The sequence below is a fragment of the Brevibacterium sp. JSBI002 genome, from assembly GCF_026013965.1.
Taxonomy (GTDB): domain Bacteria; phylum Actinomycetota; class Actinomycetes; order Actinomycetales; family Brevibacteriaceae; genus Brevibacterium.
Genome location: NZ_CP110341.1, coordinates 3,506,034 through 3,531,352 on the forward strand (window position 1 = coordinate 3,506,034; position 25,319 = coordinate 3,531,352).

Sequence of the window (25,319 nt, forward strand, 5' to 3'; positions counted from 1 at the left end):
TTCTTCAGCTGGGGTACGGCTCGCCACAGAGCCAATCAGCCGATTGTTGGGTCGATCCACGGTGGTTTCGGCCCTCTGCACGCCGTGGATCGACCCAACAATCGCCACGCATGGTCGTCTCGGCAATTATGGCATTTATCGTCCCCTGATCGACAGCGGCCCTCGCTTCGGTGGCCGAGCGCTCAGGCGCCGCGGAGGTCGAGGGTGAGTGCGTTCGGAGCCGAATCCACGAGCTCGACGGGGATGCCCCAGTCCTGCTGGTAGAGGTGGCAGGCCGCGTGCAGCGGGATCTCTCCCCCGGGCTCACCGTCGCAGGCTGCAGCACGCGCTGTCACGTGCAGCACTCCCTCGGTGAACTCGGGATTGATGACGATATCTCTGCTGAGCCCCTCGGCTCCGCCTTCTCCGGAGGAGATGAGTTCCGGCGGCGTCGCAGACACCTGCAGGAACGTGGGATCACCCCATCGGTCGTCGAGCTTCTGACCAGCCGGGACAGTGAAGCTCACGGTCAGCGACACCGGACCCGAGGCGATCTCGGTCGAAGGGCGCTTCGTCGTCAATGCGCCTTCGTCGACCTTCTGGGCGTCCTTGGGCAGCTTCACCCGGGTGAGTGCGTGCGCAGCGGACTCGACAACGATGAGTTCGGCGTCATCGGGGGTGTCCTCATTGTCGATGAGGACGATGTCCGAGGGCTCGCGCAGGCCGCGCGCCAGGGTCGTGACTTCCTCGGTCTTCGGGTCGAAGCGGCGGATCGCACCGTTGTAGGTGTCGGCGATCGCGACCGACCCGTCAGGCAGGCTGCGCACTCCCAGCGGGTGCTGCAAGCGGGCTTCGGCGGCCGGTCCGTCGCGGAAGCCGAAGTCGAAGAGTCCGACGCCCACCAGCGAGGACACCTCACCGGTGGCGGGGTCGAGGCGGCGGATCGCCGAGGTCTCGGAGTCGGCGACGAACACCTCGCCCGCGGGCCCGAGGTCGAGACCGGAGGACTGGGCGAACCACGCCGACTCGCCGTCGCCGTCGACCAGGCCCTCATTCATCGTGCCCGAGAGGATGCGGATCGTGCCGTCCTTCGGATCGAAAGACCAGATGGTGTGGTTGCCTGCCATCGCCACGACCACCTCGGCGGTGGAGGGGACGAAGAGGACATCCCACGGCGAGGACAGCTTCACGTCACGCGCGGGTCCGTCGTATCGTCCCAGTTCACCGGGCTTGCCACGGACGTTGTCGATGGCGCCGACCATGTGCTGCTCACCGGTGCCGGCGATGGTCGTGACCGTCTCGTTCTCCAGGTCGATTCCGCGCAGGGTGTGGTTGACGGTGTCGGCGACGACGAGCTGGTAGCCGACCTCGGCAGCCAGGTCGGCAGGCAGCACGGTGATGCCGCCGGGTTCGCTGAAGCTCGCCGAGGCGAAGTCGCCGTCGTTTGCCCCGCGCTCACCGGTGCCGATGCGGCGGATGATCGTGGCCGCGTCGTTGTCGTATTCGACGAGGCTGTGGTGTCCGGAATCGGCGACGATGAGGTGGCCCGAGGACAGCCGCGTGGCCTTTCCCGGGTAGAACAGGTCCGTCTCCGGGGCCGGCGGCGGAACGTAAGGGCCGTCACCCGAGTGGAGGGTGCCCTTGGCCGAGTGCTCCTCGATGAGGCCCTCGATGATCTCGGTGAGACCGGCCGCGTGGCCTTCACCGGACATGGTCGCCACGAGGTAGCCCTCAGGGTCGATGACCGCCAGGGTCGGCCAGGCGCGGGCGGTGTAGGCCTGCCAGGTGACGAGGTCGGGATCGTCGAGTACAAGGTGCTCGACCTGGTACCGTTCCACGGCCTGGTCGACTGCTTCGACGGTGCGTTCGAACTCGAATTTCGGCGAGTGCACGCCGATGATGACGAGTTCTTTGGCGTACTTCTCCTCCAACGGGCGCAGTTCGTCGAGGACGTGGAGGCAGTTGATGCAGCAGAAGGTCCAGAAGTCGAGGAGGACGACCTTTCCGCGCAGGTCGGCCAGTGTCAGATCCTTGCCGCCGGAGTTCATCCATCGGCGGCCGACGAGTTCGGGCGCACGGACCTTGACGTCCCGTGCCGACGAGGTGGCTGACGAAGAAGTATCTGGACTGCTGTTCATGATTCTATGATCGCAGATCCCCCACCGAGGCGGCCTCCCCGGTGTCATTGTGTGACAGTGCCGCTCGCGCCCGGTCCGGTGTTGGCTCCGTCCGCGGGCAGGCCGGTGCCGGATCCGAGTGCAACCAGTCCGGCGTTGGTTCCGGCCGCTGCCGATCAGCGGCGGGAAGGACTGCCGGTCAGGAGTAGTCGCGGGCGCCGAAGATGCTCGAACCGACTCGGACGATCGTGGCGCCTTCGGCGATGGCGAGTTCGAAGTCGTTGCTCATGCCCATCGACAGCTCGGTCGCCTCGGGGGGCATGACCCCGGCTCCGCGCAGCTTCTCGCTGAGTTCGCGCAGGTCGGAGTAGCTGGGGCGGATCTCTTCGGGACTGCTGCCGGGCAGGCCGATCGTCATGAGTCCGCGCAGCCGCATCCGACCAAGGTCCCGGGTCGCGCTGATGAGCTCCTCGGCGTCTTCGGGTGCGACACCGAACTTCGAGTCCTCGCGGGAGGTGTTGACCTGGATGAAGTAGTCGACGGTCTCATCGAGGACGTCGAGGCGGTTGTTGATCTTCTCGGCCAGCGAGAGGTTGTCGACGGACTGGACGCACTGAGCATGCCGCAGGGTGTGATTGACCTTGTTGCGCTGCAGCGGTCCGATGAGGTGGGTCTCGGGATCGAGGTCGGCGAGAGCCTCGGCCTTGCCGGTGATCTCCTGCACCTTGTTCTCGCCGATGAGGGTGAACCCGTGCTCGAGGGCGACGCGGATCTTCTCTGCCGGCTGCGTCTTCGTGGCCAGCAGCACGCGCACATCGTCACCGCTGCGACCGCTCGACTCGGCGGCGGCGCGGGCACGGTCAGCCACCTCGTCGAGGTTGCCGATGATGGCTGCGATGTCGTAGGCGGACAGTGAGGGGGAATCAGGCGTACTCATGTCTCCAGTCTTGCATGAGCCGCGCGAAGTTTCAGGTCGCCGAGGATGCCGGCCGAGAAACGAATTGCGGACGATCCGGGTCGAAATCATCGTGATTCCTCGACCTGGATCGTCCGCAGCTCGGTGCCGCCGTTGTGAGCGGCCTGTGCTTGTTCCAACCGCCTCGGCGTCGGTTGTTCCAACCGCCTCGGCGTCGGTTGAGTGCTTACTTCGGCAGGCCCTCGGCGTTCGGGTCGATGTTCTTGATCAGCGCGGAGGTGTCGAGTCCGCCGAGGTCTTCGTCAATGAGCTTCTGCAGCTGTGCATGAACGAGGGTGGCCGCCGGGAGGTCGACTCCCTGGGTCTCGGCGCCGGCGAGGGCCAGGCCGACGTCCTTGTGCATGAGTGCGGTGGCGAAACCGGGCTTGAACTCGTTGTTCGCCGCGGCCGTGGTGGTCACGCCGGGCACCGGATACCAGGTCCGCAGCGGCCAGGAGTCGCCGGAGGACACCTTGGCAATATCGTGGAAGACCTTCGGATCGAGGCCGAAGCGATCGGCCAGCACAGCGCCTTCGACGACACCCTGAAGGCTGATCGAGAGCATCATGTTGTTGACGATCTTCGCGGCCTGACCTGCGGCGTCACCGCCGGCGTGGAAGATGTTCCCGGCCATTGCCTCGATGACGGGTCGGGCCTCTTCGATGTCGGCGTCGTCGCCGCCGAGCATGAACGTCAAGGTGCCGGCCTCGGCACCGGTGACGCCGCCGGAGACGGGACCGTCGATGAGGCGGAAGCCTGCCTTCTTCGCCTCGGAGTGGAGGAGGCGGGCCGAATCGAAGTCGATCGTCGAGGAATCGATGAGGAGGGTCTTCCGGTCTGCGTTGGCCAGGACTCCGTCGGGCTCGAGGTATGCGGTGCGCGCGTGCTCGCCCTTGGGCAGCATCGTGAAGACGATATCGGCACCGGCGACCGCCTCGGCGATGGAACTCACGGGGTTCACCCCGCTCTTCGCGGCTGCGTCCACGGCCTCGGGGACGAGATCGAAACCATTGACGGTGTGACCGGCCTTGACCAGGTTCGCAGTCATCGGGCGGCCCATATTTCCCAGGCCGACCCATCCAATCGTCGACATAATATGCCTCCTCGCATCATGTTCAGCAACTCTTACGTGTTCCCTCTCACAGTACGCCAGTGAACGTGCGGAAGCCCGGCGGGGAGCCTCACCTCTTCCGCACCGGTTATGTGCGCGGACGCAGATAGAATGGGGCCACTATGGCTTCCTATGCACCTGGCAGTTCCGGTCCGCAGATCGCCCCCGAGGATCTGCTGACTCTGCTCGCCGTCGCCCGGCTGGGGAAGTTCACGGCCGCGGCACACAGCCTCGGTCTCAACCACACGACAGTCTCCAGGCGCATCGCCGCACTTGAGAAGGCATACGGCGATCGCGTGCTCGTGGCCTCGCCCGACGGGTGGGAGCTCAGCGCTGCCGGGCGTCAGCTGCTGCCGATCGCCGAGGACATCGAGGCCGCTCTGGGGCGCATCGATGCGCACTCGAACTCCGCTCTGTCCGGGACGATCCGGCTGGCCTGCCCGCAGGCTTTCGCTCTTGAGTACGCCGTTCCGGCTCTCACCGCACTGCAGGGGCAGCATCCGGGACTGCAGATCGAACTGATCACCGCCACGCAGCGGGCCCGGCAATATCGGTCGGGCGTCGATATCGAGATCGTCGTCGGGCGTCCGGATGCCCCACGCTCGATCGCCAAGCACATCCGCGACTACCGGCTCCAGCTCTACGCTTCGCAGGATTACATCGCCTCGCATCCGATGCCGCAGACGCTGGATGATCTGGCCGACCACCGGATGGTCTACTACATCGAGAATTCGCTGCGGGTCGATGATCTCGACGAAGCAGCCGACGAACTTCCGCGCGGGAGGGGATTCTTCCGGTCCACCTCGGTGCATGCGCATGTGCTCGCGACCTCGCACGGGGCCGGGATCGGCATCCTGCCGGACTTCCTCGCCCACGGAAACTCCCGCTTGGTGCAGGTTCTGCCCGAGCTGTTCTCCAAGCAGGTGTCCTATTGGGCCTCGGTCCGCCACGAGTCCCTGCGCAACGCCGGAGTCCGCAAAGTCTTAGAATCCCTCTAATTGCTACCTGACGGCGGCCCAGCAACTCGCGCGAGGTTGCTGGGCCGCCGTCAGGTAGTTCTGGGAGGGGGAGCGAGATGCGGGGCAGTTCAGGCTGCCACCCAACCGCCGTCGATGCTGTGAGCGCTGCCGTTGATGACCGCGGCATGCTCCCCGGCCAGGAAGAGCGCAATGGCCGCGACATCCTCGGGCTCGGCGAGCTTGGGCACCGCGGAATGGCCGAGGAAGACCTGCTCGAGGACCTCGTCCTCGCTGATGCCGTGCGTCTTCGCCTGGTCGGCGATCTGCCCCTTGACCAGGGGCGTGAGCACATAGCCGGGGTTGATCGCATTGCACGTCACTCCGTGCGGTCCGGCTTCGAGTGCGGTCGTCTTCGTCAGCCCCATGAGTCCGTGTTTGGCCGCTACGTAGGCGGACTTGTTCGCCGAGGCGCGCAGCCCGTGGACGGACGAGAGGTTGATGATGCGCCCCCAGCCGCGTTCGCACATCTTCGGCAGCACCGCTTTCGTAAGCACGAACGGTGCTTCGAGCATGAGCGTGTTGATCAGCCGCCAGTCTTCGAGCGGAAATTCCGTGATCGGGTGAATCCGTTGGATGCCGGCGTTGTTGACGAGGATGTCGACGTCGAGATCGGTGCCGTCCAGCGCCGAGGTGTCCGCCAGGTTGACTGCCCACGCTTCGCCGCCGATCTCGTCGGCAACGGCCTGTGCCGAGTCGGCGTCGACATCGGCGACTATGACAGAGGCTCCGGCTCGTTCGAATGACTGAGCGATCGCTTTGCCGAGCCCGGATGCTCCGCCGGTGACGAGGGCGCGTTTGCCGGTGAGGTCTCCCATGAGATGTGCCTTTCGTGGTTCGAATCTGTCGTGCGTATCCAACTTCAACCCTGCGGAGGCCGAGGAATCATCAAGGTGGGCGCCGAGGCGGCTGCCGAGCGTAGGTCGCAGTCCGACAGGTGAGGTCGGCGCCAGGCAAAGGGGCGGTGCCGATATTCACCGACACCGCCCCTCACCGGGTCACCATCCGGCCTCAGCTGGCCGTGGCGACTCCGCGGCGCACCTTGTCTGCATGGTCGAGCGAGCGCAGGTCGATCCCCTTGGTCTCGCGGGTGAACATGAGTGCGATGAACGAGATGATCGCAGCGGCCAGCAGGTAAAGCGCGATCGGCACCGAGGAGTCGAAGGCGTCGAGCAGTGCGGTGGCGATGATCGGCGCGAAGGATCCAGCGACGATGGCCGTCACCTGGTAGCCGGTGGAGACGCCCGAGTTGCGCATGCGGGTCGGGAACATCTCGGACATGATCGCCGGCTGGCCCGCGTACATCAGTGCGTGGAAGACGAGACCGATGAGGAGGGCGAGGAAGATCATGCCGGCACTACCGGTGTCATACATCGGGAAGGCGAAGAAGCCCCACGTTGCAGTCAGGATGATGCCCACGGCGTAGGGCATCTTGCGTCCGATCCGGTCGGTGGCAGCCCCGACGAGCGGAACGAGGACTGCGTGGATCGCGTGGGCGCCGAGGAGGAGACCGAGGATCTCGGCGGATTCGATCTTCACCTGCGTGGCGAGGTAGGTGATCGAGAAGGTCACCACGAGGTAGTAGTGGATGTTCTCGACGAAACGCAGGCCCATCGCGGCGAAGACCTCACGCGGGTAGCGCTTGAACACGGCCTTGACGCCGTAGTCCACGCCTTCGTCGATCTCCTCAGCCTGAACCTCGTCGAAGATCGGCGCATCGGAGACGCGGGTGCGGATGTAGTAGCCGATGAGAACGATGACAGCCGAGAGCCAGAATGATACACGCCAACCCCACGACAGGAAGTGCTCTTCGGTCAGCGTTGCGGTGAGGACGAAGAGAACCGCGGTGGCCAGCAGGTTGCCCAAGGGCACGCCGGACTGCGGGAATGACGCCCAGAAGCCGCGCTCCTTGTTCGGAGCGTGCTCAGCCACGAGAAGGACAGCTCCGCCCCATTCGCCGCCGACCGCGAAGCCCTGGACCACACGCAGCAGCACGAGCAGGATCGGAGCGAGGTAGCCGATCTGGTCGAAGGTCGGCAGACAGCCCATGAGGAACGTGGCCACACCGACGAGGACGATCGAGAGCTGCAGCAGCTTCTTGCGTCCGTACTTGTCGCCGAAGTGACCGAAGACGATGCCACCGACGGGGCGGGCGATGAATCCGACTGCGTAGGTGGCGAAGCCTGCCAGGATCGGCGTCAGCGGATTGTCGGACGGCGGGAACAGAATGTGGTTGAACACCAGCGTGGCGGCCGAACCGTAGAGGAAGAACTCGTACCATTCGACGACTGTTCCGGCCATCGAGGCAGCAACGACCTTGCGCAGCTGAGCGCGGATCGACTTCCTCTCAGCATTGTTCTGAGAACTCATGGGACTCCTTCGTTTCCACAATCCGCATCACCGTTGAATGCGCGAATAGGCTTGCTCCGGCGCCGACCGGCTGACAACCCGGGGCACTCAGACCGCATCGGCGCGGCCGGTGTACCCCTGCTTCAGCGCAGTGTTTCGGGCGGTTGGATATTTCTCATCTAAGGATCAGTGTGCGCCACGTTACGGAGTTTTTGGTAACGACCTGGCCATAATCCGAGAATTTCCGGTGCACATTCGTGCACAGCGGTTGTGCAGCAGTCAGCTGTACCTGCTTGGTGACCGCAAGGCTGATTGCAGTGCGGATGGTCATCCGCGGAGGTTCGCCGCGCGCCCGCGCAGCAACACCCGATCAACGCCGAGGCAGTCCCACCCTATCCTGGCGACGCGGCCACCCGCAGGACGTGGTCCGACCCCACCGAGTCGGCCTCCACCTCACCGGCGGCGCGGAGGCGCCTTCGCATCGCGTTCGGCCATCGAGGCGAGCATCGCATTGTAGGCGCGGAGCTCGGCGTCGTCGGTGCGGTCTTCGCTGCGGTCGATGCGCTTGGCCTCCCGGTCCGAGGACTTCGCCCATTGGACGCAGACCATGATCGCGATGAACAGGGTCGGGAATTCGCCGATGCCCCACGCGATGGAACCGCCGAGCTGCTGGTCGTCGATCGCCGTGTAGCCCCATCCTGCGCCGACGTTGCCGAACCAGTCTCCGGCGATGAGCACGTTCGAACTCATGATCGAAATGCCGAAGAAGGCGTGGAAGGCCATCGTCACCAGCAGCATCACGAGCCGCATCGGGAAGACGGGGCGCTTGACGCCCGGATCGATGCCGATGAGGGCTTGGGCGAACAGGTACCCGGCGCCGAGGAAGTGCGCGATCATCAGTTCGTGCCCGATATGAGTATCGAGCGCGTAGTACATGATTCCCGAGTAGTAGAAGACGACCAGGGAACCCGCGAAGTTCACACTCGCCACGATCGGGTGCGCGAAGAAGCGCAGGTACGGAGTATGGACGAGCCAGAGCACCCATTCGCGCAGGCCGGCGGACCCGTCCGTACGCGCCTTCGTTCCGCGCATGAGCATGGTGATCGGTGCGCCGAGCACGAGCGGCAGGGGCACGACCATGACCAGGAGCATGTGCTCGATCATGTGCGCGGAGAACTGCACCTCGCCGTAGACCCGGGGTCCTCCCGAGGTGACGTAGACGAGGAAGACCATGCCCACCAGCCAGCTGATGAGGCGCAGCACCGGCCATCTGTCGCCTCGGCGGCGGAGGTTGATGAACGCCACGACATAGGCGATCGAGGCACCCGCTGCGATCGCGATCCACAGCGGATCCATCGACCATTCGCTGAAGTAGCGGGACAGGTTCGGCTTCGGCGGCAGCGGATCACCGGTGAGGATCTCGGCCGGGGTGGGGTCGCCCACCGGCTCCTGCGGCACGGGCGGCTGCGACCGGGCCAAGGCCACGGCCATTCCCATCGTGATTCCGAAGAGGATGAATTCGACGGTGATGAGGCGCCAGAATTCGACCGTCGCCGAGGTTGCTGTGCCCAAGCGGGAGATGACGAACTGACGGTGCCAGAATCCGATCAGACCGAGCAGGACCGTCGCGAACGCCTTTGCGAGGATGACCTGCCCGTACGTGGTCATGAGGTCGTCGAGGCCCTGCACGCGCAGGAGCGAGTTGACGATTCCGGAGAAGACGATGAGGCCGAAGGCGATGAGTGCGATCGTCGAATACCGTTCGACGATCGCCTTGAGGTTCTTCGAGGCGGCCAGTCGAGTGCCCAGCAGGGCGATGACGAAGAGCCCACCGAGCCAGAGGACCGCGCCGAGGATGTGCAGACCGAGGCTGTTGACGGCCTGTGTGTGCCCGGAGGCCTCTGCGGAGTGTCCCATCAGGGCCAAGGGAAGGATCACGGCGGCGCTGAGCACTCCGGCGGCGGCGATGCCGATATGGGAGCGGGTGCCGAAGCACAGGGTCGAGGCGACGGCGATGAGGACGACGATGAGCACCCACAGCTGCCCGTAGGCGATCTGAGTGACGAACACGCCGAGTTGGTTCGAGAAGTCGAGGTAGGCCTGGGCGCCGACGGTGTCGACGAATGAGAAGACGAGCACGGCGACCGCGGACAGCGTCCACACGACTGAGGAGTATTCGGCGATCTGAATGGCCTTCGTCCACAGCGGGTCGAGGGGAACGTCGTCATCCGTGGCTTTGTGCCTGCGGGCGCGACCGCCGGCCGTTCGCGGGAGGATGAGGACGGCGAACATGAGGGCACCGACGGTCAGCGACATCGCAGTATTGAAGACGAATTTCGCCGCAGGAAGACCGAAACGGACGACAGAGCCGGGGTCGTTGAGCAGAGTCGGGTTGGCTGCTCCGGTGAAGAAGAGTGCGGCCAGACCGGCGATCGCCCCGAGGAATACGACGATGGGGACCGTGGCACGTTGCACGAACCGTGTGATCGGCTCGAAACCTGTAGAACTCACTGCGCGCGGACCGCCCCTTCTGACATGACCCAAGGATATCGTTCGGCGTCGCCGCACTGCCAACCGGGAGATCTCTTCGTGGTCGAGATCTCGGGGAGCCGCCTCGGCGAAGATGGGTTTGAACTTACGGGAAGACGACTCCCCCTGTTCGAAGACATTCTGAGTCGATTGAAGACGCTGAGAGACGGCAAATGGCCCGGATCATACGATCCGGGCCATTCGACGCTGCTGCGTAGATCAGTTCGGGCTGCCAGCGGCACCCTTCAGCTTCGAACCAGCGGACAGCTTCACGGAGTAGCCGGCCTTGATCTGGATCTCTTCACCGGTCTGCGGGTTGCGACCCTTGCGAGCGGCACGCTCGGTGCGCTCAACGGAGAGCCAGCCGGGGATGGTGAGCTTTTCGCCCTTGGCCACGACGTCGGAGAAGACATCGAAGACACCATCGAGCACGTCCGAGACCTGCTTCTGGGTCAGGCCGGACTTCTCGGCAACTTCTGCAACGAGCTCACTGCGGTTCTTAGCCATAAAAGTGTCCTCCTTAGGACAAGTCGGTAGGTCACCGGTCCGTTTTTCCGATGACGAACTTCCTCGAGATTACCAGCTTGACTTGGTAACGCCGGGCAACTCGCCGTTGTGAGCCATTTCGCGGAAGCGAACTCGGGAGAGTCCGAACTTCCGGAGGTAGCCACGCGGACGACCGTCGACCTGGTCGCGGTTGCGAAGGCGAACCGGCGAAGCATCGCGGGGGAGCTTCTGCAGGGCGAGGCGTGCCTCTTCGCGCTGCTCGTCGGTGGAGTCAGGGTGGGTCAGCTGACGCTTGAGAGTCGCGCGGCGCTCTGCATAGCGTTCAACGATGACGCGACGCTGCTTGTCTTTTGCGATCTTTGACTTCTTAGCCATGTGCGCTCAGCGCTCCTCTCGGAAATCGACGTGCTTGCGGACTACGGGATCGTACTTCTTGAGCACGATGCGGTCCGGGGTGTTGCGGCGGTTCTTGCGGGTCACGTAGGTGAACCCGGTGCCGGCCGTCGACTTGAGCTTGATGATGGGACGAACATCCTGTGCCTTAGCCATCAGAGCTTCACTCCCTTGGCGATGAGTTCGTTGACCACAGCGTCGATTCCGCGAGCGTCGATGACCTTGATGCCCTTAGCGGACAGGGTCAGCGTGACGCTGCGGCGCAGCGACGGAACGTAGTAGCGCTTTTTCTGAATGTTCGGGTTGAAGCGACGCTTCGTGCGGCGCTTCGAGTGGGACACGTTGTGTCCGAAACCGGGGACGGCCCCGGTTACCTGGCAGGTTGCTGCCATGTCTCTCCTCCAGTTCACAAGTTACCGACTCTCGAAACAAGCTCCTGCGGGATCACACCGAAGTGTTCTCCCCGCTCGCTTGCGCCGATGTCGGAAGACATCAACAAATTTTCTCGACTGTCACCGTGAAAATTGTGTACGCCAAAACAGGTTTGCCCGTTCGGGCGAGATGTCTCACCAGCGCTGAAGCCGTAGCCTGTGAGAGATGGCCGAAGCTGGAGTGCAGCGGTGGGTGAGCACCATGCGTGTCCTAGCAGATCGATCGGTGACCTGGCTGCTACGACACAACAAGAATCAATCTTACTGAGATGGCGGGCCGGAGAGCAAATTCATCCCGGTTTCTGCGGTGGGGTCTTCGTCACTGAAGTCGGCTGCGTGTGAGGGCTTGGACGGTCGTCATCGATGCGAGGAGGGACCTTCGTCGATGCCCGGAGGGACTTTCACAGCTGGGGCCAAGCCAACTCGGTGATTTCCGCAGTAGGCTTTCGTCGGCAACGCGTCCTGTCGGCGATCCTGTTGAACGACTGCTCGACTCGTGCCAAGGTAAGTAGATGATTGCCACCACATCTGGCATTCAGGAGGACTGATGAGCGACGTTCCACAGAGGCCGCGCATTCGTCCGGCGACTAGCGACGACTGGCACAAGGGTTCTGGTGAATCCGCTGGTCAGACCCCGTCGTACGGGAATGAGGCGGACCGTTCGTCTGCCGATTTCGACAACTCGACCTATTACGAGTACCTCGAACGGCACACGGGCGAACAGTTGATCTCGAAAGCTCACAGCGGCAATGTCTTCGCCCCTGCCGGACGCTCACCTTTCGATGACGCCCACTCTGCCGGTTCCCACCAGTATGTGAATTCTCAGCAGTCTCAGCGGCCTGCCGGCAGCGGTACCGGCAATGGCGTCGGCGGCTCTGCGCAGAATGGAGCCCAGACTCCTCCTCCCCCGCAGTTTCCGCCCGCCGTCCAAAACGATTCTCCCTCGCGCAATGGCCTGAAGATCGCCGTCGTCATCATCGCCATCCTCATGGTTCTGGCCTTGGTGGGATTCTTCGGCATCCGCTGGCTCGCGCCGTCCTCGGGAACCATCCCTGTCGATGTCGGGTCCAGCGAGCCGGCGAGTCCGTCGCCCAGCCCGTCGGATGACCTTGTCCAACCGACGAAGAGCCCGGAAGACCAGCTCGACGCCTATACGAAGGCAGGCACCGAAAAGGCCGCTGACCTCGAAGGTGAGTGGGTGACTCAGGTGAGCGCGAAGAACGTCGGCCTCAAGGCCGACGGCAAGACCTGGTCAGCGCAGGACATCCTCAACGAGTACGAAGCCAACAAGGTCAAGTATCCGGGTGCAATCCTCATCCACAGCGGCGACTGGGCCTCGTACAAGGACGGCAGCTACTGGGTCACGGTCGTCGACACCGGCTACAGCGATCCGGAGCAGGCCCTGGACCAGTGCCGCTCGTGGGGACTCGACCGCAACCACTGCATCGCCAAGCGACTCGTCAAGGACGGCAGCCCCAAGGACAACAGCGCCTACCTCGACGGGTAGACCGCACCGTCGGGCCGGCCCTGACGTTCGAGGATCGGCTCCGCCCGTGCGCAGGGCGATCGTCACCGTCCTACCATCCGCTCACGGGCCAGTCTTAGGCAGATAGCCCCGATTTGAACAGGTGCTGACTGCCTTGGGCTGGGCCGCGACCGTCCACGAGAACAGAACGCCCCGGCCTCGCACTGTGCGAAACCGGGGTGTTCGAGCCTCCAGAGCCGGTCAGAAGCCGGCGCCAGGGCGAGAATCAGGCCAACATCAGAGTCGGGTCCTCAAGGCCCCGTCCGACGTCGGCGAGGAACTTCGAGATGATCTCGCCGTCGACGACACGATGGTCGGCGCTGACCGACAGCGTAGTGATCTCGCGCGGAACGATCTCGTCGTCCACCACCCACGGCTTCTTCCGGACCTGCCCGAACGCGAGGATCGCGGCCTCTCCCGGATTGATGATCGGCGTACCGGCGTCGACTCCGAAGACGCCGACATTCGTGATCGTGATCGTGCCCCCGGCCTGATCGGCCGGCGGCGTCTTGCCCGACCGCGCCAGAGCAGTGAGATCCTGAATGCCCTGCGCCAGTTCGCCCAGACCCATGGCCTGTGCGTTCTTGATGTTCGGCACGATCAGTCCGCGCGGAGTAGCGGCCGCGATGCCGAGGTTGACGTACTTCTTCACGACGATCTCGTCGCCGGAGAGGCACGAGTTGATCCGCGGATTGCGTCCCACGGCCCACGCCACGGCCTTGGCGACGATGAGCAGCGGCGAGACCTTGACGTCCTCGCCCAGGAACTTCGTCGACTTCAACCGGCGGACCATCGCCATGGTCTCGGTGACGTCGACATCGAGGAACTCGGTGACGTGCGGCATCGTGAATGCCGAATCGACCATGGCCTTGGCCATCATCTTCGTCACGCCCTTGAACGGGATCCGCTCTTCGAGCGCTCCCTGATCACTCGCCGAGGCGGCCGCCGGTGCCGTCGCACCCGACGTGGGAGCGGCGGTCCGATTGGCGGCGGCGTGCACATCGTCGCGCGTGACGTCCCGCGGGTCCGGTCGGTGTCACTTGGGAGAGGTCGACACCCAGATCCTTCGCGAGCTTCCGCACGGGCGGCTTCGCCAGCGGTTTGCTCGGCGAGGCGGGAGCCGAAGCGGACTGCGACTGCGCTGCCGGAACAGGCGCCGAAGCGGACTGTGCTTGAGCCGCCGGAGCTGTTGCCGGTGCAGGCACGGCCGCCTCCGCAGCCGGGGCAGCCGACGCTTCCGGAGCAGCCGACGCTGCCGGAGCGGCGCCAGCGGCGGGAGCGGGGACGGAAGCGCCCTTCCGCGGACGCCGCTTCGACGACGTCTCCTTCGCTCCATAACCGACGAGAGTGGCCCCGCCGTCGGCATCACCGGAGGCATCGGTCGACTTCTCAGCCGAACCGGGAGCCGGCGCACCAGCAGAGGCGGGGGCCGCCTCGGCGTTGGAATCATCTCCGCCGAACCGGATGATCGGGGTGCCGACCTCGATGGTCTGGCCCTCCTCGACAAGGAGCGCACCGACGGTGCCGGCCTGCGGACTGGGCAGCTCGACGAGCGATTTCGCGGTCTCGATCTCGACGAGGATCTGGTTGACGGTGACAGTGTCGCCGGGGGCGACCTTCCACGCGACGATGTCGGCCTCGGTCAGGCCCTCACCGACGTCGGGAAGAGGAAATTCGAAAGACATTCTTGACTCTCCTCGAAATCAGTAGGACAGGGCCCGATCGACACCATCGAAGATGCGATCGAGGTCGGGCAGGTAGTGCTCTTCCATCCGCGAACCGGGGTACGGGGTGTGGTACCCGCCGACCCGGATGACCGGGGCTTCGAGATTGAAGAAACAGCGTTCGGTGATGCGCGCGGCGATCTCCGAACCCAGCCCCAGGAAGGTCGGTGCCTCGTGGGCAACAACCAGACGGCCGGTCTTCGTCACGGACTTCTCGATCGTGGTGAAGTCGATCGGATTGAGGCTGCGCAGGTCGATGAGTTCGACGCTCTTGCCTTCCTCGGCGGCCGCAGTGACCACGTCCTGCGCGGTCGGCACCAGCGGGCCGTAGGCGACGAGGGTGACATCGGTGCCTTCGGACACGACGCGGGCGTCGTGCATGCCCAGCTCGCCTCGGGCCGACGTGTCGACGTCCCCGCGCATCCAATAGCGACGCTTGGGTTCGAAGAACATCACCGGATCCTCGCTCTTGATCGCGTCCTGGATCATCCAGTACGCGTCATGAGCGTTCGACGGAGAGATGAGTCGCAGTCCCGCATGGTGGGCGAACACGGTCTCGGGGCTCTCCGAATGGTGCTCGGGTGAGCCGATGCCGCCGCCGTAGGGCACGCGGATGACCAATGGGATGTTCTCTTTGCCCAGGGTGCGGTTGTACAGCTTCGCCACCTGGGTGACGATCTGGTCATAGGCCGGGAAGATGAACGCGTCGAACTGGATCTCGATGACGGGACGGTAGCCGCGGATGGCCATGCCGATCGAGGTGCCGACGATGCCGGACTCGGCCAGCGGGGCATCGATGACGCGCTGCGGACCGAAGTCCTTCTGCAGACCCTCGGTGACGCGGAAGACGCCGCCGAGTTTGCCGATGTCCTCACCGATGAGGACGACCTTCGGGTCGTCCTCCATGGCCTTGCGCATTCCGGCGGTGATCGCCTTAGAGAGGGGAAGTTTCTCCATCAGGCCTCACCCGCATCGGCGAACGAGGCCTGGTATGCCAGGAATTCGGCACGTTCCTCGTCGACGAGGGAGTGGGGTTCCGCGGTGACATGGGCGAACATCTCGACCGCGTCGGGGTTCTCCATGGTCATGCAGTTATGGCGGATGCGTGCGGCGAGGGTGTCGGCCTCGGCGTCCACCTCGGCGAAGAATTCGTCGCTGGTCTCGGTGTGCTTGTCCAAGTAGGCCTTGAGGCGGGTGATCGGGTCGCGATCCTCCCAGATCTCCTCTTCAGCTTTGTCGCGGTACTTCGTCGGATCGTCGGCGGTGGTGTGAGCGCCGCGACGATAGGTGAAGGCTTCGATGAGCATCGGGCCGTGGCCGGCGCGCACGGAGTCGAGGCTGGCGCGGGCGACGGAGTACATCGCGATGATGTCGTTGCCGTCGACGCGGATGCCCGGGACTCCGAATCCTTCGCCGCGAGTCGACAGCGGGGCTGCGGTCTGGACGTGAGTGGGTTCGGAGATCGCCCACTGGTTGTTCTGGCAGAAGAACAGGACCGGGGCGTGGAATGCTCCGGCGAAGGTCAGCGCCTCGGAGACATCGCCCTGCGAGGTCGCGCCGTCGCCGAAGCAGGCGATGGCGACCGTGTCGCGTTCGATGTCGCCGGTGCCGACGTCGCCGTCCATGGAGATGCCCATGGCGTAGCCGGTGGCGTGCAGGGTCTGCGAGCCGATGACGATGGTGTAGGTGTGGAACCGGTGCTCCTGCGGATCCCAGCCGCCGTGGTTCTGACCGCGGAAGATGCTGAGCAGGGTTTCGGGTTCGACACCGCGGGTGTAGGCGAGGCCGTGTTCGCGGTAGGTGGGGAAGACGAAGTCTTGGGGGCGAGCGGCCCGTCCCATGCCGATCTGGGCTGCTTCCTGTCCGAACAGAGGTGCCCACAGGCCCAACTGTCCCTGACGCTGCAGGGCAGCTCCTTCGGCGTCGATGCGGCGGACCAGGACCATGTCCCGGTAGAAGCCGCGCAGATCCTCATCGGTGAGTTCTGCTGCGAAGGCATCGTACTCACCGGATTCGACGCGGTTTCCGTCTTCGGTGAGCATCTGGATCATTCTGGGCTGCGAGGACTGACTGTGGGCAGCGCCGGTTCCCACTGAAATGTTGGAGGTCATTTCAGTTCTCCTTTGTTCGAGGTCCATCTTCACCGGAGGTGACCAGTGGTGGACCGTGTCCGTCGGGCAGGCCCTCGGATGTGAGAACTCGCCCTCGAGTGATCTGATTCACAGGTGATATCACAATACCGAATCCACTCACTGCTTGCCACTCTCCCCATGCGGTTCGAGTACCAAAAGTGCAGGTCAGGAACAGACTATGGCCCGAGCTCGACACATGTGGCCGAGTTCCAAAGCCTTCCGTGGACAATTGTCGATCACGTCAGAGATGCTCCATCGTCCGACCAATGCACATCCGAGCACCGAGGCAGCCCTTGTTCGGGAGGTCGTGTGCAGGTTTCGCAACGTCCGTTCGTGCACCGAGGTGGCCCTTCTTTTCGATGCCGAGTGCCATTGCGTGGGACCGAGTTCAATGGCGTTTGCGTTTGCCCTGGTAGTCGCGCGTCTTCGCGAGGTCACCGGTGAAGAAACCTGAGTTCTTCGAGGTGAAGCGGTCGAAGGCGGGGTTCCCGGCCTTCAGCAGCAGTCCGATAGAGGCGGCGTAGGCGACGGAGGAGTGTGCCGCCCCGGCCGAGGCGAACATCTCATCGAGTTCGGCGTCGGTCTTGTCCGCTAGTTCAGGAACCTTGCGCAGTTCGTCGGGGTCGTAGTCGACGGTGACCGTCGACCAGTCCTTCGTCGCCGGGTTCTCGTTGCCGTCGAGATCGGGGACGAGGTCCTGTTCGTGCTCGATCGAAAGCACGTCGATTCCGGAATCGATGTCGAAATCGGAGACCGGAGCACCGACCGTCATCAGGGCCGTGACGTTGACATCGTCGAGGAATGCCGGATCCGCGGCCAGAGAGCCTGCGGTGATTCCTCCCTGCGAATAGCCGACGAGCATGACCTCGGCGCCGCGGCCGATCCCGGCATCGGCGATCGCCTGGCGCACCATTTCGCGCATCACGGTGTCATTGCCGGCCATGCCCTGCACGTTCGTCGTCAGGTCCGTCGTATTGTCACCCGACTTCGGAGACCAGTCGGTGGTGGCTGGGACGTAGACGATATAGCGGGTCGTCCCATCGGGTCCGACGACCTCCTCGATGCGGACCTGTCCGGAATCGGCTCCGCGGTGGCAGTTCGCTTCGCGGGAGAAGAGGTCTTCGACGTCACGCGGCGGTTCTTTGTGCGGAGCAGTCAGCCCCTTCGCCCTCCACACCTCGACATCGGAGGGCAGCAGCAGTCCGAACGCGTTCGCCCCGGCCAGAACCCAGATCGTCATCGACGTCGAGTCGTGCGGCCAGAATGCGTGATCGCCTTCGGAGTCGAGGATGAACGGAGGCAGCCCGAGGAAACCGACGACGAAGCCCGGCAGCACATGCTCGATGACAGCCCCGGTGACGTCGGACTGTTCGAACGCGAACGCGATCAGCGCTTCCTTCGCTTTCGCCTTCGTATTGCCCAGGTCGATGCCGAACTGTTTGGTGATGACATCGTCGAGTCCGGTGACGTCGAGGATCTTCGTGACCGCAACCACCTGAGCCCCGACGACGAGGGCGACGGGGATGACGACGGGCAGGCTGAGCGCGATGATGCGGCCGGTCGCGTAGCCGAGAGTGTCGAGCAGTCCGCCGAAGACTTCGCTGATGCCCTTCTCCGCCTGCCGGTAGGCGAAGGCAGCGGTTCGAACGGCGAGCAGCGTGGCCTCGAGTTCGAGCACCGAGGCGGTCAGCTGTGCGTGGAACCGGATCCGGCAGGCGTCGAGGTTGAGCGCTGTAACAGGAGCCGGTACCTGGGTGAGCAGAGTCGCAAGGTCGAAGTCTCCGACAGCGGCGTCGACGGACAGATCGCCGATATCGGCGATGACGTTCTGCAGTGCGTCTCCGCTGCCGTCGGCGCGTTCGTCGACGGTGATCCTCCCGCCTCCGCGAGTCGTCGAACCGATCATCGCGGGTCTCCTCTCATTCCCCGGTCGCTGCCGCCCTCATGCCCCGTTCCATGCCGGTCCCTGGCGCCACAAGCCCACGGGGCCACGAACTCCCGGCCCTCAGCCGCTGCCGCCGTCAGTGCTGACTCCGTCAACTCGGAGCTCCTGCCGTCAGCGTCCGCGTGAGCACGGCGCTCAGCAGCTTTCGCACCGCTGATTCGCCGGCGTCGACGTCATCGTCGACGGTGACGGAATCGCCGGCGCGCTCGATGACCGGCCGGAACCATGTCCCGCCCTCTCGGCGGAGGAATTCCAGTCCTGTCGCACCCCGTCCGGACGCCCAGCTGAGCGTGAGCACACAGTCCTGGTCGACGAGCTCGGTGAGATCCTCGACGACGTGCCCGATCCGTCCCGGCTCGATCCGGCGCAGCAGCTGGTGCCGCGCGAAGTCCTCGAGTCCCTCCCCCTGCAACGCGAGGATCGCATGCGCGATCCCCGGCCCCAGGCACAGTGCCAGGTGGACGGTTTCGACTCCCGATGACACGACGACGCTGATGCGCGTGCGCACCCGGTTGAGTTCGGAGGCGAAGCCGCGCAGCCATGCGGTGAGCACATCGAGGTCCCGTTTCGCGCCCCCACTGCCCTCGCCCATTCCCGAGGGTGCGGCGCCAGTCCCCGAACCTGCGGCCGCAGTCCCCGAACCTGCGCCGGAGATCTCCTCCTCCGCCGAGACGGCTCGGGAATCCCGGTCGACCCGGCGAGGGAGCAGATCGGGCGGCCAAAGACGACGCAGCCGTTCGGGCAGTCTGCTGATCCGGTCGAGGTCGACGACGATCCAACTGTCGATGTCGGCGCCCTCACGTTCGGTGGGGTGAGTGTTCACAGTTGGATCCGCCCGCCCACCGACACGACCTGCAGGTGGAGGTCATACGCCTCGGCGAGCTTCTCCGCCCTCTCGCCCAACTCGTCGATCGATTCTGCGCAAGAGGCCACTCGGTCATCGAGCAGCGCTCCCGCCGGGGAATCCCATCCGTCGATCTGGCGGCAGCTCTGCGCCAGGGAGTGCAGCACCTCCGCTCGCCGCCTCCACTGCTCACGATTGCGCTCCAATTCGTCAGTGATCATGACTCTGCCCTCCCGCCTGCCTGTTCGGCATCCGTGCCCGAATCACACGACCGTAGGCGGCAGCGGCTCGAGCAGAGAAGCCTCGATTCCAAGGCTGGGGAAGAGGCTTGAGCATCCACAGGGCACAGGCGTCGAAGTCGCCACCGAATCCACAAGGGGCGATGCTCGAGTCTCGTGGTCCCGCCGGCGCCTGGCGATCGGTCGGCGCGGACGGGTGCCGCTCCGATTCGCCGCTCATGAGAAAATGAGGGCATGCCGACTGTTTCCCTTGCCGAAATCTCGCCCGCCATCGCTCTCGGACCGCTTGATGGTCGCTACCGCAAAGACACCGCTGACCTCGTCGATCATCTCTCCGAGGCGGCGCTCAACCGCAACCGCATCATCGTTGAGATCGAATGGTTCATCCACCTCGCACAGAACTCGGTGATCGAGGGCGTTCGCACCCTCACCCCCGATGAGATCGACGGACTGCGTGCCTTCGCCGCCGACTTCGACGCCGACACCATCGCCACGCTGGCGGCTCATGAAGCCGTCACCGTCCATGACGTCAAGGCCGTCGAATACACAATCAAAGAAGCCCTAGTGACGATCGGCGCCGAGGACCTCGGCGAGCTCGTCCACTTCTGCTGCACGTCCGAAGACATCAACAACCTGTCCTGGGCGCTGGGCATCAAGGGTGCCACCGAACAGGTGTGGCTGCCGAGAGCGAAGGCCCTCATCGACGCTCTCGCCGAGTCCGCCGCGGAACTGGCCGACGTTCCGATGCTCGCCCACACCCACGGTCAGCCGGCCACTCCGACGACGATGGGCAAGGAGCTCGCGGTCTTCATCCACCGCCTGCGTCGTCAGTACGAACGCATCGCCGCCACAGAGTTCCTCGGCAAGATCAACGGCGCCACGGGCACCTATTCGGCCCATCTGGCCGCTGTGCCGGGAGCGGATTGGCCGCAGATCGCCCGCACCTTCGTCGAAGATCGTCTCGGACTGACCTTCAACTCGCTGACCACGCAGATCGAATCCCACGACTGGAACTCCGAGCTGTTCGCCGATGTCGCTCGGTTCAACCGGATCGCGCACAACCTGGCAACCGATATGTGGACCTACATCTCGATGAACTACTTCAAGCAGATTCCCGTCGCCGGAGCGACCGGTTCATCGACGATGCCGCACAAGGTCAACCCGATCCGCTTCGAGAACGCCGAAGCGAACCTCGAACTCTCCTGCGCCCTGCTCGATTCCCTCGGCTCGACGCTGATCACCTCGCGGATGCAGCGCGACCTCACCGACTCGACCTCGCAGCGCAACATCGGTGTCGCCTACGGCCATTCGGTGCTCGCACTCAACAACCTGGTCAAGGGCCTCGGTGCGCTTGCCATCAACGAGGAGGCTCTGGCCGCCGACCTCGACGGCAACTGGGAGGTCCTCGGTGAAGCCGTCCAGTCGGTCATGCGTGCCGCCGGACTGCAGGGCGTGCCGGGAATGGACAACCCGTACGAAACGCTCAAGGAACTCACGCGCGGCAAACGCATCAACCAGGCCGATCTGCAGACGTTCGTCGACGGTCTCGGGCTGCCCGAGGATCGTGCCGAACTGCTCAAGGCTCTGACACCTGCCACCTACACCGGTGTCGCGGCTCAGCTCGCCGAGTCCGAGGTCTCGGACTGGAAGGCCTTAGTCGAAGGCTGATCACCGACCCTGACAACGCATCGAGGCCGGTCTCCGAATTCGGAGACCGGCCTCTATGTGCATTTCGCCGGTCGGCCGACGCCGCCCTGCAGCAGAACTTGCTGATCGGTTGACGCCTCCCCGCTGCAGACCTCGCAGATCGGTTGACGCCTCCCCGCCTCAGACCCCGCGGGTCGCAGCCACATGACTCACGGTTCGCAGTCGCCGCCCTCGTGAGTCAGCCTCGGGAGTCAGACGGAGGGGATGTCGAAGGTCGTCGTGAACTCCGGGACCTTCTCGTCGGTTCCCAGCACCTTGCCGGGTCCGCGTTCGTAGCGGATCGTGTAGGCATCCTGCTTCTCGTTCGGAACATAGGCGAGCCAGCCCTGGTGGGTTCCGCCGTCACGGCGTCTGACGTCCTCGAAGGGTTCGTAGCCGGCAGCTCGCATCTCGGCTTCGAGGCCGTCCGTCTGGTCGTATCGGTAGTCCGCCCCGCCGTCTTCGGAGATCTTGAACGCTCCGGACTGGATGAGTCCGCTGTATTTCTGCCCCGGGGTGATCTTGACCTCGAGGAGGACGACTTCGCCGCCGAGTTCGATCGCCGACGCCCTCTTGGACGACTCGAAGTTCCGCACCGCAGAGAGCACCTCGATCTTGTCCTGCATCTCCGGATCCTCGAAGCTTTCGCCGATGCTGACCTGCCCCTGGCTGCCGGACGACGCTCCCGAACCCGAACCGGTGGACCCGTCAGAAGACGAGGTCGACGACGAGGAGCCCGTAGTCGACTGATCGGAACTCGAATCCTGACCACCGGTCTGGTCCTGTCCGGTCTGATCCTGGCCGTTCTGGTCGGCGTTCGTCTCCTGGCCGTTCTGGTCGCCCTGATTCTGAGCGTTCTGATCCTGGCTGCCCTGATCCTGAGCGTCGGCGTTCGACTGTTCTCCGGTCTGGCCCTGTTCGGGCTGGACGGCCTGGCTGATGAGCGAGCAGCCCGAGAAGGCGAGTGTGCAGCTGAGCAGGGCCGCAGCGGTGAAGGTGGCACGCTTCATGCGTTTCATGATGACTCCTTGATCGGTCTCTCACACCCGGGAGCAGGTCGCCCGAATGCGTGTTCTGAAACCAACCTATGAGTTCATCGAGCGCGAGATGTGCGCAGAGTGTGGCAGAACGGCAACGTCTGTCACCGATCAGCCGCAGCCCCCGAAGAGTCTCACTGCGCGAGGCGTCCGTGTGCCGCTTTGAGCGGGCCGCGGCAATTCCCCGGCCACGTTCTCAAGCAGGGACGAGATGCTTGTCCGCGTCCACCTCGGCGAGGGTCTTCTTGCCCATGCTGCGGGCGAGGATGAGAGTCGGGACTCCGGCGACGACGATGACGACGGTGGCGTAGATCGCCGGCGCGAGAGTGATGCCGGTCGACGACATGAGTGCCGTGGCAATGAGCGGCGAGAGACCGCCGAAGAGCACGGTGGCGACGTTGTAGCCGATCGCCATGCCGGAGAAACGGCTCGTGCCGGTGAACTGCTCGGGCACCATTGCGGCAGCCACCGCGCTCCACCCGGCGGCGGGAATTGCGAGGAACGCAACACCGAAGACCGCCCCACTCGAGGAGCTGCCGCCCAGCAGAGCGTATGCGGGAATGATCGTGAACACGAAGACAGCCATGAGAACGGCCAGGGCGGGCTTGCGCCCGAACCTGTCCGAGGCGAGGCCGAAGAACGGGGTGACGACGATGGCGACGACGGCCGCGACCGTGCCCAGGGCCAGGGAGCCGGAGTTCGGGACCTTCGCCACCTCTTCGATGTACGTGGGCACATAGGTGATGTTGAGGAAGTAGCTGACCGAGCCGATCGAGGAGATGAGGAAGGCCACGAGGATCGCCCGCGGCTGTTCGAGGATCGCAGTGATGAGCGGGGAGCGCTCGAGGGCCGTGTCTTTCGTGCCCTTCTTCTCCTTCTCTGCCTGCTGCAGCCGTTTGAAGGTCTCGGTCTCCTCCATCATCGACCGCAGCGGAACCATGAGGATGGCGAGCACGGCACCGAGGACGAACAGCAGCCGCCAACCCCAGGAGTCCATTGCCTCGGGGCTGAGCGTATTCGCCAGCAGCGCACCGGACCCCACCGCCAAGAGGGCGCCGACCTCGCTGTTGGCCGCAGCCCAGCTGGCCGCCAATCCGCGCTTTCCCGGTCCCGCCGATTCCATGAGGAAGACCATGATTCCCGTGTATTCCGCGCCGACGGAGAATCCGGACAGGCAGCGCAGGGCGACCATGAGGACGCCTGCCCAGATGCCGATCGTGTCGTAGTTCGGGATCACCGCGATCCCGAGCATGGAGATCGCCATGAGGACCGCGGAGATGATGAGCGTCGATCGCCGTCCGATCCGATCACCGAGGTGGCCGAAGACCATCGCACCCAAGGGCCGGAAGAGGAATCCCGCCGCGCCGACCCCGAGGGTCAGCAGCAGAGAATCCGTCTGATCGCCGAAGAACTCCTTAGTCAGGGTCGTGGCGACATAGAAGAAGATCGAGAAGTCGTACCATTCGACGACGGTGCCGAATGCGGCGACGAACATCGACCTGCGCCGGCCTCTCTCCCGCTCGCGGCTGGTCGCCTGGGTGGGTGATGCGGGATGGTTCCGATCCGACGCGGTCATTCTCTGAGCGTACCAGCACGCTCGGACATGGGATCCCGCGAAGGACTTCGGAGGAATACTGCCGAGGGTTGCCGTGATGACAGGCCGAGGATTGCGGTGGGGACAGGCCGGGGATCTGCAGTGGGAGGGCGCCGAATACGCCGGCACGGATGGCAACGACCGGAATTATATTACCGACTAGTAGCATCCTGGCATCGTGATGATTACCCTGAAGGACATGGACTCACTTCTCAAGCAGGACGTGCGCATCCCGGTGTCGAGCCGGTACGGATCCAGCGCACTCGGGGGACATCTCTTCCTCCCCGCTGCCGACCCCCGTGCGGTGCTGACGATCCACCCGGCGACCGCGACTCCGGAACGCTTCTACTTCTCCTTCGCCGAGGCGGCCGCCGCGAGAGGATTCGCCGTGGTCACCTACGGTTTCCGCGGCGTCGGCGATCGGACCGAGGCTCGCGCCCATCGGCACATCCGCATGCGCGACTGGATCTCCGAAGATGTCGCGGCGGCTGGAGCCTGGGCAGAGGAGAGATTCCCTGATCTGCCGCATACGGCGTTGGGCCACAGCGTCGGCGGCCACGCTCTGCTTCTGGGATACGGCGGTCAGCGTCTGAGTGGAATCGCCACGATCGCCACAGCGATGGTGGCCGCGCGCGAAATCGCACCCCGCAGCGAGCGTTTCCGCGTGGAATTCGGCCTCGGGGTCTTCGGCAGAGCGATCACTCGGGTGTTCGGGTACATGCCCAGCAGTCGAGTGGGACTCGGCGAGGACATTCCCGCTGCCGCCCTCTATGAGTGGACGAAATGGCTGCGCCGCCCCCACTTCTTCTTCGATGATCCGAGCTTCGATGCCGAGGCGCGAGCCTCCCGACTGCGCACACCTGTGCTCGCCATCGGCACCTCAGACGATCCTTGGGCGACGACTGCGTTCATCGATGCGATCACCGATCGACTGCGGCTGGCCCCGGTGACTCGTCGCACCTTCGCCCCGGAGGAGCTCGGGGTGACGAGCATCGGACATCACGGCCTGATGCGCAGATCGACCTCCGAGGCGGCCTGGCCGGAGATCCTCGACTGGCTCGACGCGCGAGCCGCCGAAGAATAGGTCACTACCGGGGACTCTCCGCCCGCCCAGGAGTATCCGTTTGCGACCACTTTTCGATCGCCAGTACCCGTTTGCGACCGCCTGTCGACTGACCGGCCGTCAGTCGCGCGTAACGCCGAACG

At 64.6% G+C, this 25,319-nt stretch carries 21 protein-coding genes and 1 pseudogene; 4 read left to right on the forward strand and 18 right to left on the reverse strand.

Annotated features, from left to right (window positions below; genetic code table 11):
- Window positions 1-182: 182 nt before the first annotated feature.
- From LJ362_RS15855 to mmsB, 3 genes are all read right to left on the reverse strand, one after another.
- Window positions 183-2,117: an NHL domain-containing thioredoxin family protein gene (locus LJ362_RS15855; protein ID WP_264799980.1), complete on the reverse strand. Its 1,935-nt coding sequence runs from the start codon at window positions 2,115-2,117 to the stop codon at window positions 183-185.
- A 178-nt stretch (window positions 2,118-2,295) separates the two neighbouring features.
- Window positions 2,296-3,033, reverse strand: a complete 738-nt coding sequence (locus LJ362_RS15860) for a YggS family pyridoxal phosphate-dependent enzyme (protein WP_264799981.1) — start codon at window positions 3,031-3,033, stop codon at window positions 2,296-2,298.
- 205 nt (window positions 3,034-3,238) lie between these two features.
- Window positions 3,239-4,144, reverse strand: coding sequence for a 3-hydroxyisobutyrate dehydrogenase (mmsB, locus tag LJ362_RS15865; protein ID WP_139468974.1), 906 nt, complete (start codon window positions 4,142-4,144; stop codon window positions 3,239-3,241).
- 140 nt (window positions 4,145-4,284) lie between these two features.
- Here mmsB and LJ362_RS15870 point away from each other — a divergent pair, with 140 nt between their 5' ends.
- A complete protein-coding gene (locus LJ362_RS15870; RefSeq protein ID WP_264799983.1) occupies window positions 4,285-5,160 on the forward strand; it encodes a LysR family transcriptional regulator in 876 nt (291 codons plus the stop codon).
- A gap of 89 nt (window positions 5,161-5,249) precedes the next feature.
- Here the strand turns inward: LJ362_RS15870 and LJ362_RS15875 are convergent, their stop codons facing one another.
- The 7 genes from LJ362_RS15875 to rpmB form a co-directional block, all read right to left on the reverse strand.
- Complete coding sequence (locus LJ362_RS15875) at window positions 5,250-5,996, reverse strand: 3-hydroxybutyrate dehydrogenase (protein WP_264799984.1); 747 nt, start codon at window positions 5,994-5,996, stop codon at window positions 5,250-5,252.
- A gap of 193 nt (window positions 5,997-6,189) precedes the next feature.
- Complete coding sequence (locus LJ362_RS15880) at window positions 6,190-7,548, reverse strand: MFS transporter (RefSeq protein ID WP_320109134.1); 1,359 nt, start codon at window positions 7,546-7,548, stop codon at window positions 6,190-6,192.
- A 432-nt stretch (window positions 7,549-7,980) separates the two neighbouring features.
- Window positions 7,981-10,038 carry a bifunctional copper resistance protein CopD/cytochrome c oxidase assembly protein gene (locus LJ362_RS15885; protein ID WP_264799985.1) on the reverse strand — a complete coding sequence of 686 codons (2,058 nt, stop codon included), beginning with the start codon at window positions 10,036-10,038 and terminating at the stop codon, window positions 7,981-7,983.
- Between the two features lie 237 nt (window positions 10,039-10,275).
- Complete coding sequence (locus tag LJ362_RS15890; protein WP_025779153.1) at window positions 10,276-10,563, reverse strand: HU family DNA-binding protein; 288 nt, start codon at window positions 10,561-10,563, stop codon at window positions 10,276-10,278.
- Between the two features lie 69 nt (window positions 10,564-10,632).
- Window positions 10,633-10,938 carry a 30S ribosomal protein S14 gene (gene rpsN, locus LJ362_RS15895; protein ID WP_169253553.1) on the reverse strand — a complete coding sequence of 102 codons (306 nt, stop codon included), beginning with the start codon at window positions 10,936-10,938 and terminating at the stop codon, window positions 10,633-10,635.
- A 6-nt stretch (window positions 10,939-10,944) separates the two neighbouring features.
- Window positions 10,945-11,112 carry a 50S ribosomal protein L33 gene (gene rpmG, locus LJ362_RS15900; protein ID WP_039211931.1) on the reverse strand — a complete coding sequence of 56 codons (168 nt, stop codon included), beginning with the start codon at window positions 11,110-11,112 and terminating at the stop codon, window positions 10,945-10,947.
- A complete protein-coding gene (rpmB, locus tag LJ362_RS15905; protein ID WP_039211930.1) occupies window positions 11,112-11,348 on the reverse strand; it encodes a 50S ribosomal protein L28 in 237 nt (78 codons plus the stop codon). The genes rpmG and rpmB overlap by 1 nt, the downstream gene beginning before the upstream one ends.
- 586 nt (window positions 11,349-11,934) lie before the next feature.
- Here rpmB and LJ362_RS15910 point away from each other — a divergent pair.
- Window positions 11,935-12,894: a protein kinase gene (locus LJ362_RS15910; protein ID WP_264799987.1), complete on the forward strand. Its 960-nt coding sequence runs from the start codon at window positions 11,935-11,937 to the stop codon at window positions 12,892-12,894.
- A gap of 244 nt (window positions 12,895-13,138) precedes the next feature.
- Here LJ362_RS15910 and LJ362_RS15915 read toward each other — a convergent pair.
- The 6 genes and pseudogenes from LJ362_RS15915 to LJ362_RS15940 form a co-directional block, all read right to left on the reverse strand.
- A pseudogene (locus tag LJ362_RS15915) lies at window positions 13,139-14,597 on the reverse strand (dihydrolipoamide acetyltransferase family protein).
- A gap of 18 nt (window positions 14,598-14,615) precedes the next feature.
- Window positions 14,616-15,593, reverse strand: coding sequence for an alpha-ketoacid dehydrogenase subunit beta (locus LJ362_RS15920; RefSeq protein ID WP_264799988.1), 978 nt, complete (start codon window positions 15,591-15,593; stop codon window positions 14,616-14,618).
- Entirely contained in the window at window positions 15,593-16,747 is a 1,155-nt protein-coding gene (gene pdhA / locus LJ362_RS15925) for a pyruvate dehydrogenase (acetyl-transferring) E1 component subunit alpha (protein ID WP_264799989.1), read from the reverse strand. Before pdhA ends, LJ362_RS15920 begins: the two co-directional genes overlap by 1 nt.
- A 409-nt stretch (window positions 16,748-17,156) precedes the next feature.
- Entirely contained in the window at window positions 17,157-18,674 is a 1,518-nt protein-coding gene (locus tag LJ362_RS15930; protein ID WP_264799990.1) for a hypothetical protein, read from the reverse strand.
- A 130-nt stretch (window positions 18,675-18,804) separates the two neighbouring features.
- Window positions 18,805-19,536, reverse strand: a complete 732-nt coding sequence (locus LJ362_RS15935; protein ID WP_264799991.1) for a hypothetical protein — start codon at window positions 19,534-19,536, stop codon at window positions 18,805-18,807.
- On the reverse strand, window positions 19,533-19,778 hold the full coding sequence (locus LJ362_RS15940) for a hypothetical protein (protein WP_139909343.1): 246 nt from the start codon (window positions 19,776-19,778) through the stop codon (window positions 19,533-19,535). Before LJ362_RS15940 ends, LJ362_RS15935 begins: the two co-directional genes overlap by 4 nt.
- Window positions 19,779-20,030: 252 nt before the next feature.
- On the opposite strand from LJ362_RS15940, the gene purB reads away from it, so the two are divergent.
- On the forward strand, window positions 20,031-21,464 hold the full coding sequence (gene purB, locus LJ362_RS15945) for an adenylosuccinate lyase (RefSeq protein WP_264799992.1): 1,434 nt from the start codon (window positions 20,031-20,033) through the stop codon (window positions 21,462-21,464).
- A 230-nt stretch (window positions 21,465-21,694) separates the two neighbouring features.
- Here the strand turns inward: purB and LJ362_RS15950 are convergent, their stop codons facing one another.
- Together LJ362_RS15950 and LJ362_RS15955 are read right to left on the reverse strand one after the other, a co-directional pair.
- On the reverse strand, window positions 21,695-22,501 hold the full coding sequence (locus tag LJ362_RS15950) for a transcriptional regulator (RefSeq protein ID WP_264799993.1): 807 nt from the start codon (window positions 22,499-22,501) through the stop codon (window positions 21,695-21,697).
- 214 nt (window positions 22,502-22,715) lie between these two features.
- Entirely contained in the window at window positions 22,716-24,095 is a 1,380-nt protein-coding gene (locus LJ362_RS15955; RefSeq protein ID WP_101547017.1) for an MFS transporter, read from the reverse strand.
- A gap of 217 nt (window positions 24,096-24,312) precedes the next feature.
- Between LJ362_RS15955 and LJ362_RS15960 the strand changes: the two genes are divergently transcribed.
- Complete coding sequence (locus tag LJ362_RS15960) at window positions 24,313-25,197, forward strand: alpha/beta fold hydrolase (protein WP_264799995.1); 885 nt, start codon at window positions 24,313-24,315, stop codon at window positions 25,195-25,197.
- Window positions 25,198-25,319: the final 122 nt, after the last annotated feature.

Excerpts from the sequence above, each read along its gene's own strand:
- LJ362_RS15855 (WP_264799980.1), bottom strand. The coding sequence starts at position 2,117 with ATGAACAGCAGTCCAGATACTTCTTCGTCAGCCACCTCGTCGGCACGG.
- LJ362_RS15860 (WP_264799981.1), bottom strand. The coding sequence starts at position 3,033 with ATGAGTACGCCTGATTCCCCCTCACTGTCCGCCTACGACATCGCAGCC.
- mmsB (WP_139468974.1), bottom strand. The coding sequence starts at position 4,144 with ATGTCGACGATTGGATGGGTCGGCCTGGGAAATATGGGCCGCCCGATG.
- LJ362_RS15870 (WP_264799983.1), top strand. The coding sequence starts at position 4,285 with ATGGCTTCCTATGCACCTGGCAGTTCCGGTCCGCAGATCGCCCCCGAG.
- LJ362_RS15875 (WP_264799984.1), bottom strand. The coding sequence starts at position 5,996 with ATGGGAGACCTCACCGGCAAACGCGCCCTCGTCACCGGCGGAGCATCC.
- LJ362_RS15880 (WP_320109134.1), bottom strand. The coding sequence starts at position 7,548 with ATGAGTTCTCAGAACAATGCTGAGAGGAAGTCGATCCGCGCTCAGCTG.
- LJ362_RS15890 (WP_025779153.1), bottom strand. The coding sequence starts at position 10,563 with ATGGCTAAGAACCGCAGTGAGCTCGTTGCAGAAGTTGCCGAGAAGTCC.
- rpsN (WP_169253553.1), bottom strand. The coding sequence starts at position 10,938 with ATGGCTAAGAAGTCAAAGATCGCAAAAGACAAGCAGCGTCGCGTCATC.
- rpmG (WP_039211931.1), bottom strand. The coding sequence starts at position 11,112 with ATGGCTAAGGCACAGGATGTTCGTCCCATCATCAAGCTCAAGTCGACG.
- rpmB (WP_039211930.1), bottom strand. The coding sequence starts at position 11,348 with ATGGCAGCAACCTGCCAGGTAACCGGGGCCGTCCCCGGTTTCGGACAC.
- LJ362_RS15910 (WP_264799987.1), top strand. The coding sequence starts at position 11,935 with ATGAGCGACGTTCCACAGAGGCCGCGCATTCGTCCGGCGACTAGCGAC.
- LJ362_RS15920 (WP_264799988.1), bottom strand. The coding sequence starts at position 15,593 with ATGGAGAAACTTCCCCTCTCTAAGGCGATCACCGCCGGAATGCGCAAG.
- pdhA (WP_264799989.1), bottom strand. The coding sequence starts at position 16,747 with ATGACCTCCAACATTTCAGTGGGAACCGGCGCTGCCCACAGTCAGTCC.
- LJ362_RS15930 (WP_264799990.1), bottom strand. The coding sequence starts at position 18,674 with ATGATCGGTTCGACGACTCGCGGAGGCGGGAGGATCACCGTCGACGAA.
- LJ362_RS15940 (WP_139909343.1), bottom strand. The coding sequence starts at position 19,778 with ATGATCACTGACGAATTGGAGCGCAATCGTGAGCAGTGGAGGCGGCGA.
- purB (WP_264799992.1), top strand. The coding sequence starts at position 20,031 with ATGCCGACTGTTTCCCTTGCCGAAATCTCGCCCGCCATCGCTCTCGGA.
- LJ362_RS15950 (WP_264799993.1), bottom strand. The coding sequence starts at position 22,501 with ATGAAACGCATGAAGCGTGCCACCTTCACCGCTGCGGCCCTGCTCAGC.
- LJ362_RS15955 (WP_101547017.1), bottom strand. The coding sequence starts at position 24,095 with ATGACCGCGTCGGATCGGAACCATCCCGCATCACCCACCCAGGCGACC.
- LJ362_RS15960 (WP_264799995.1), top strand. The coding sequence starts at position 24,313 with ATGGACTCACTTCTCAAGCAGGACGTGCGCATCCCGGTGTCGAGCCGG.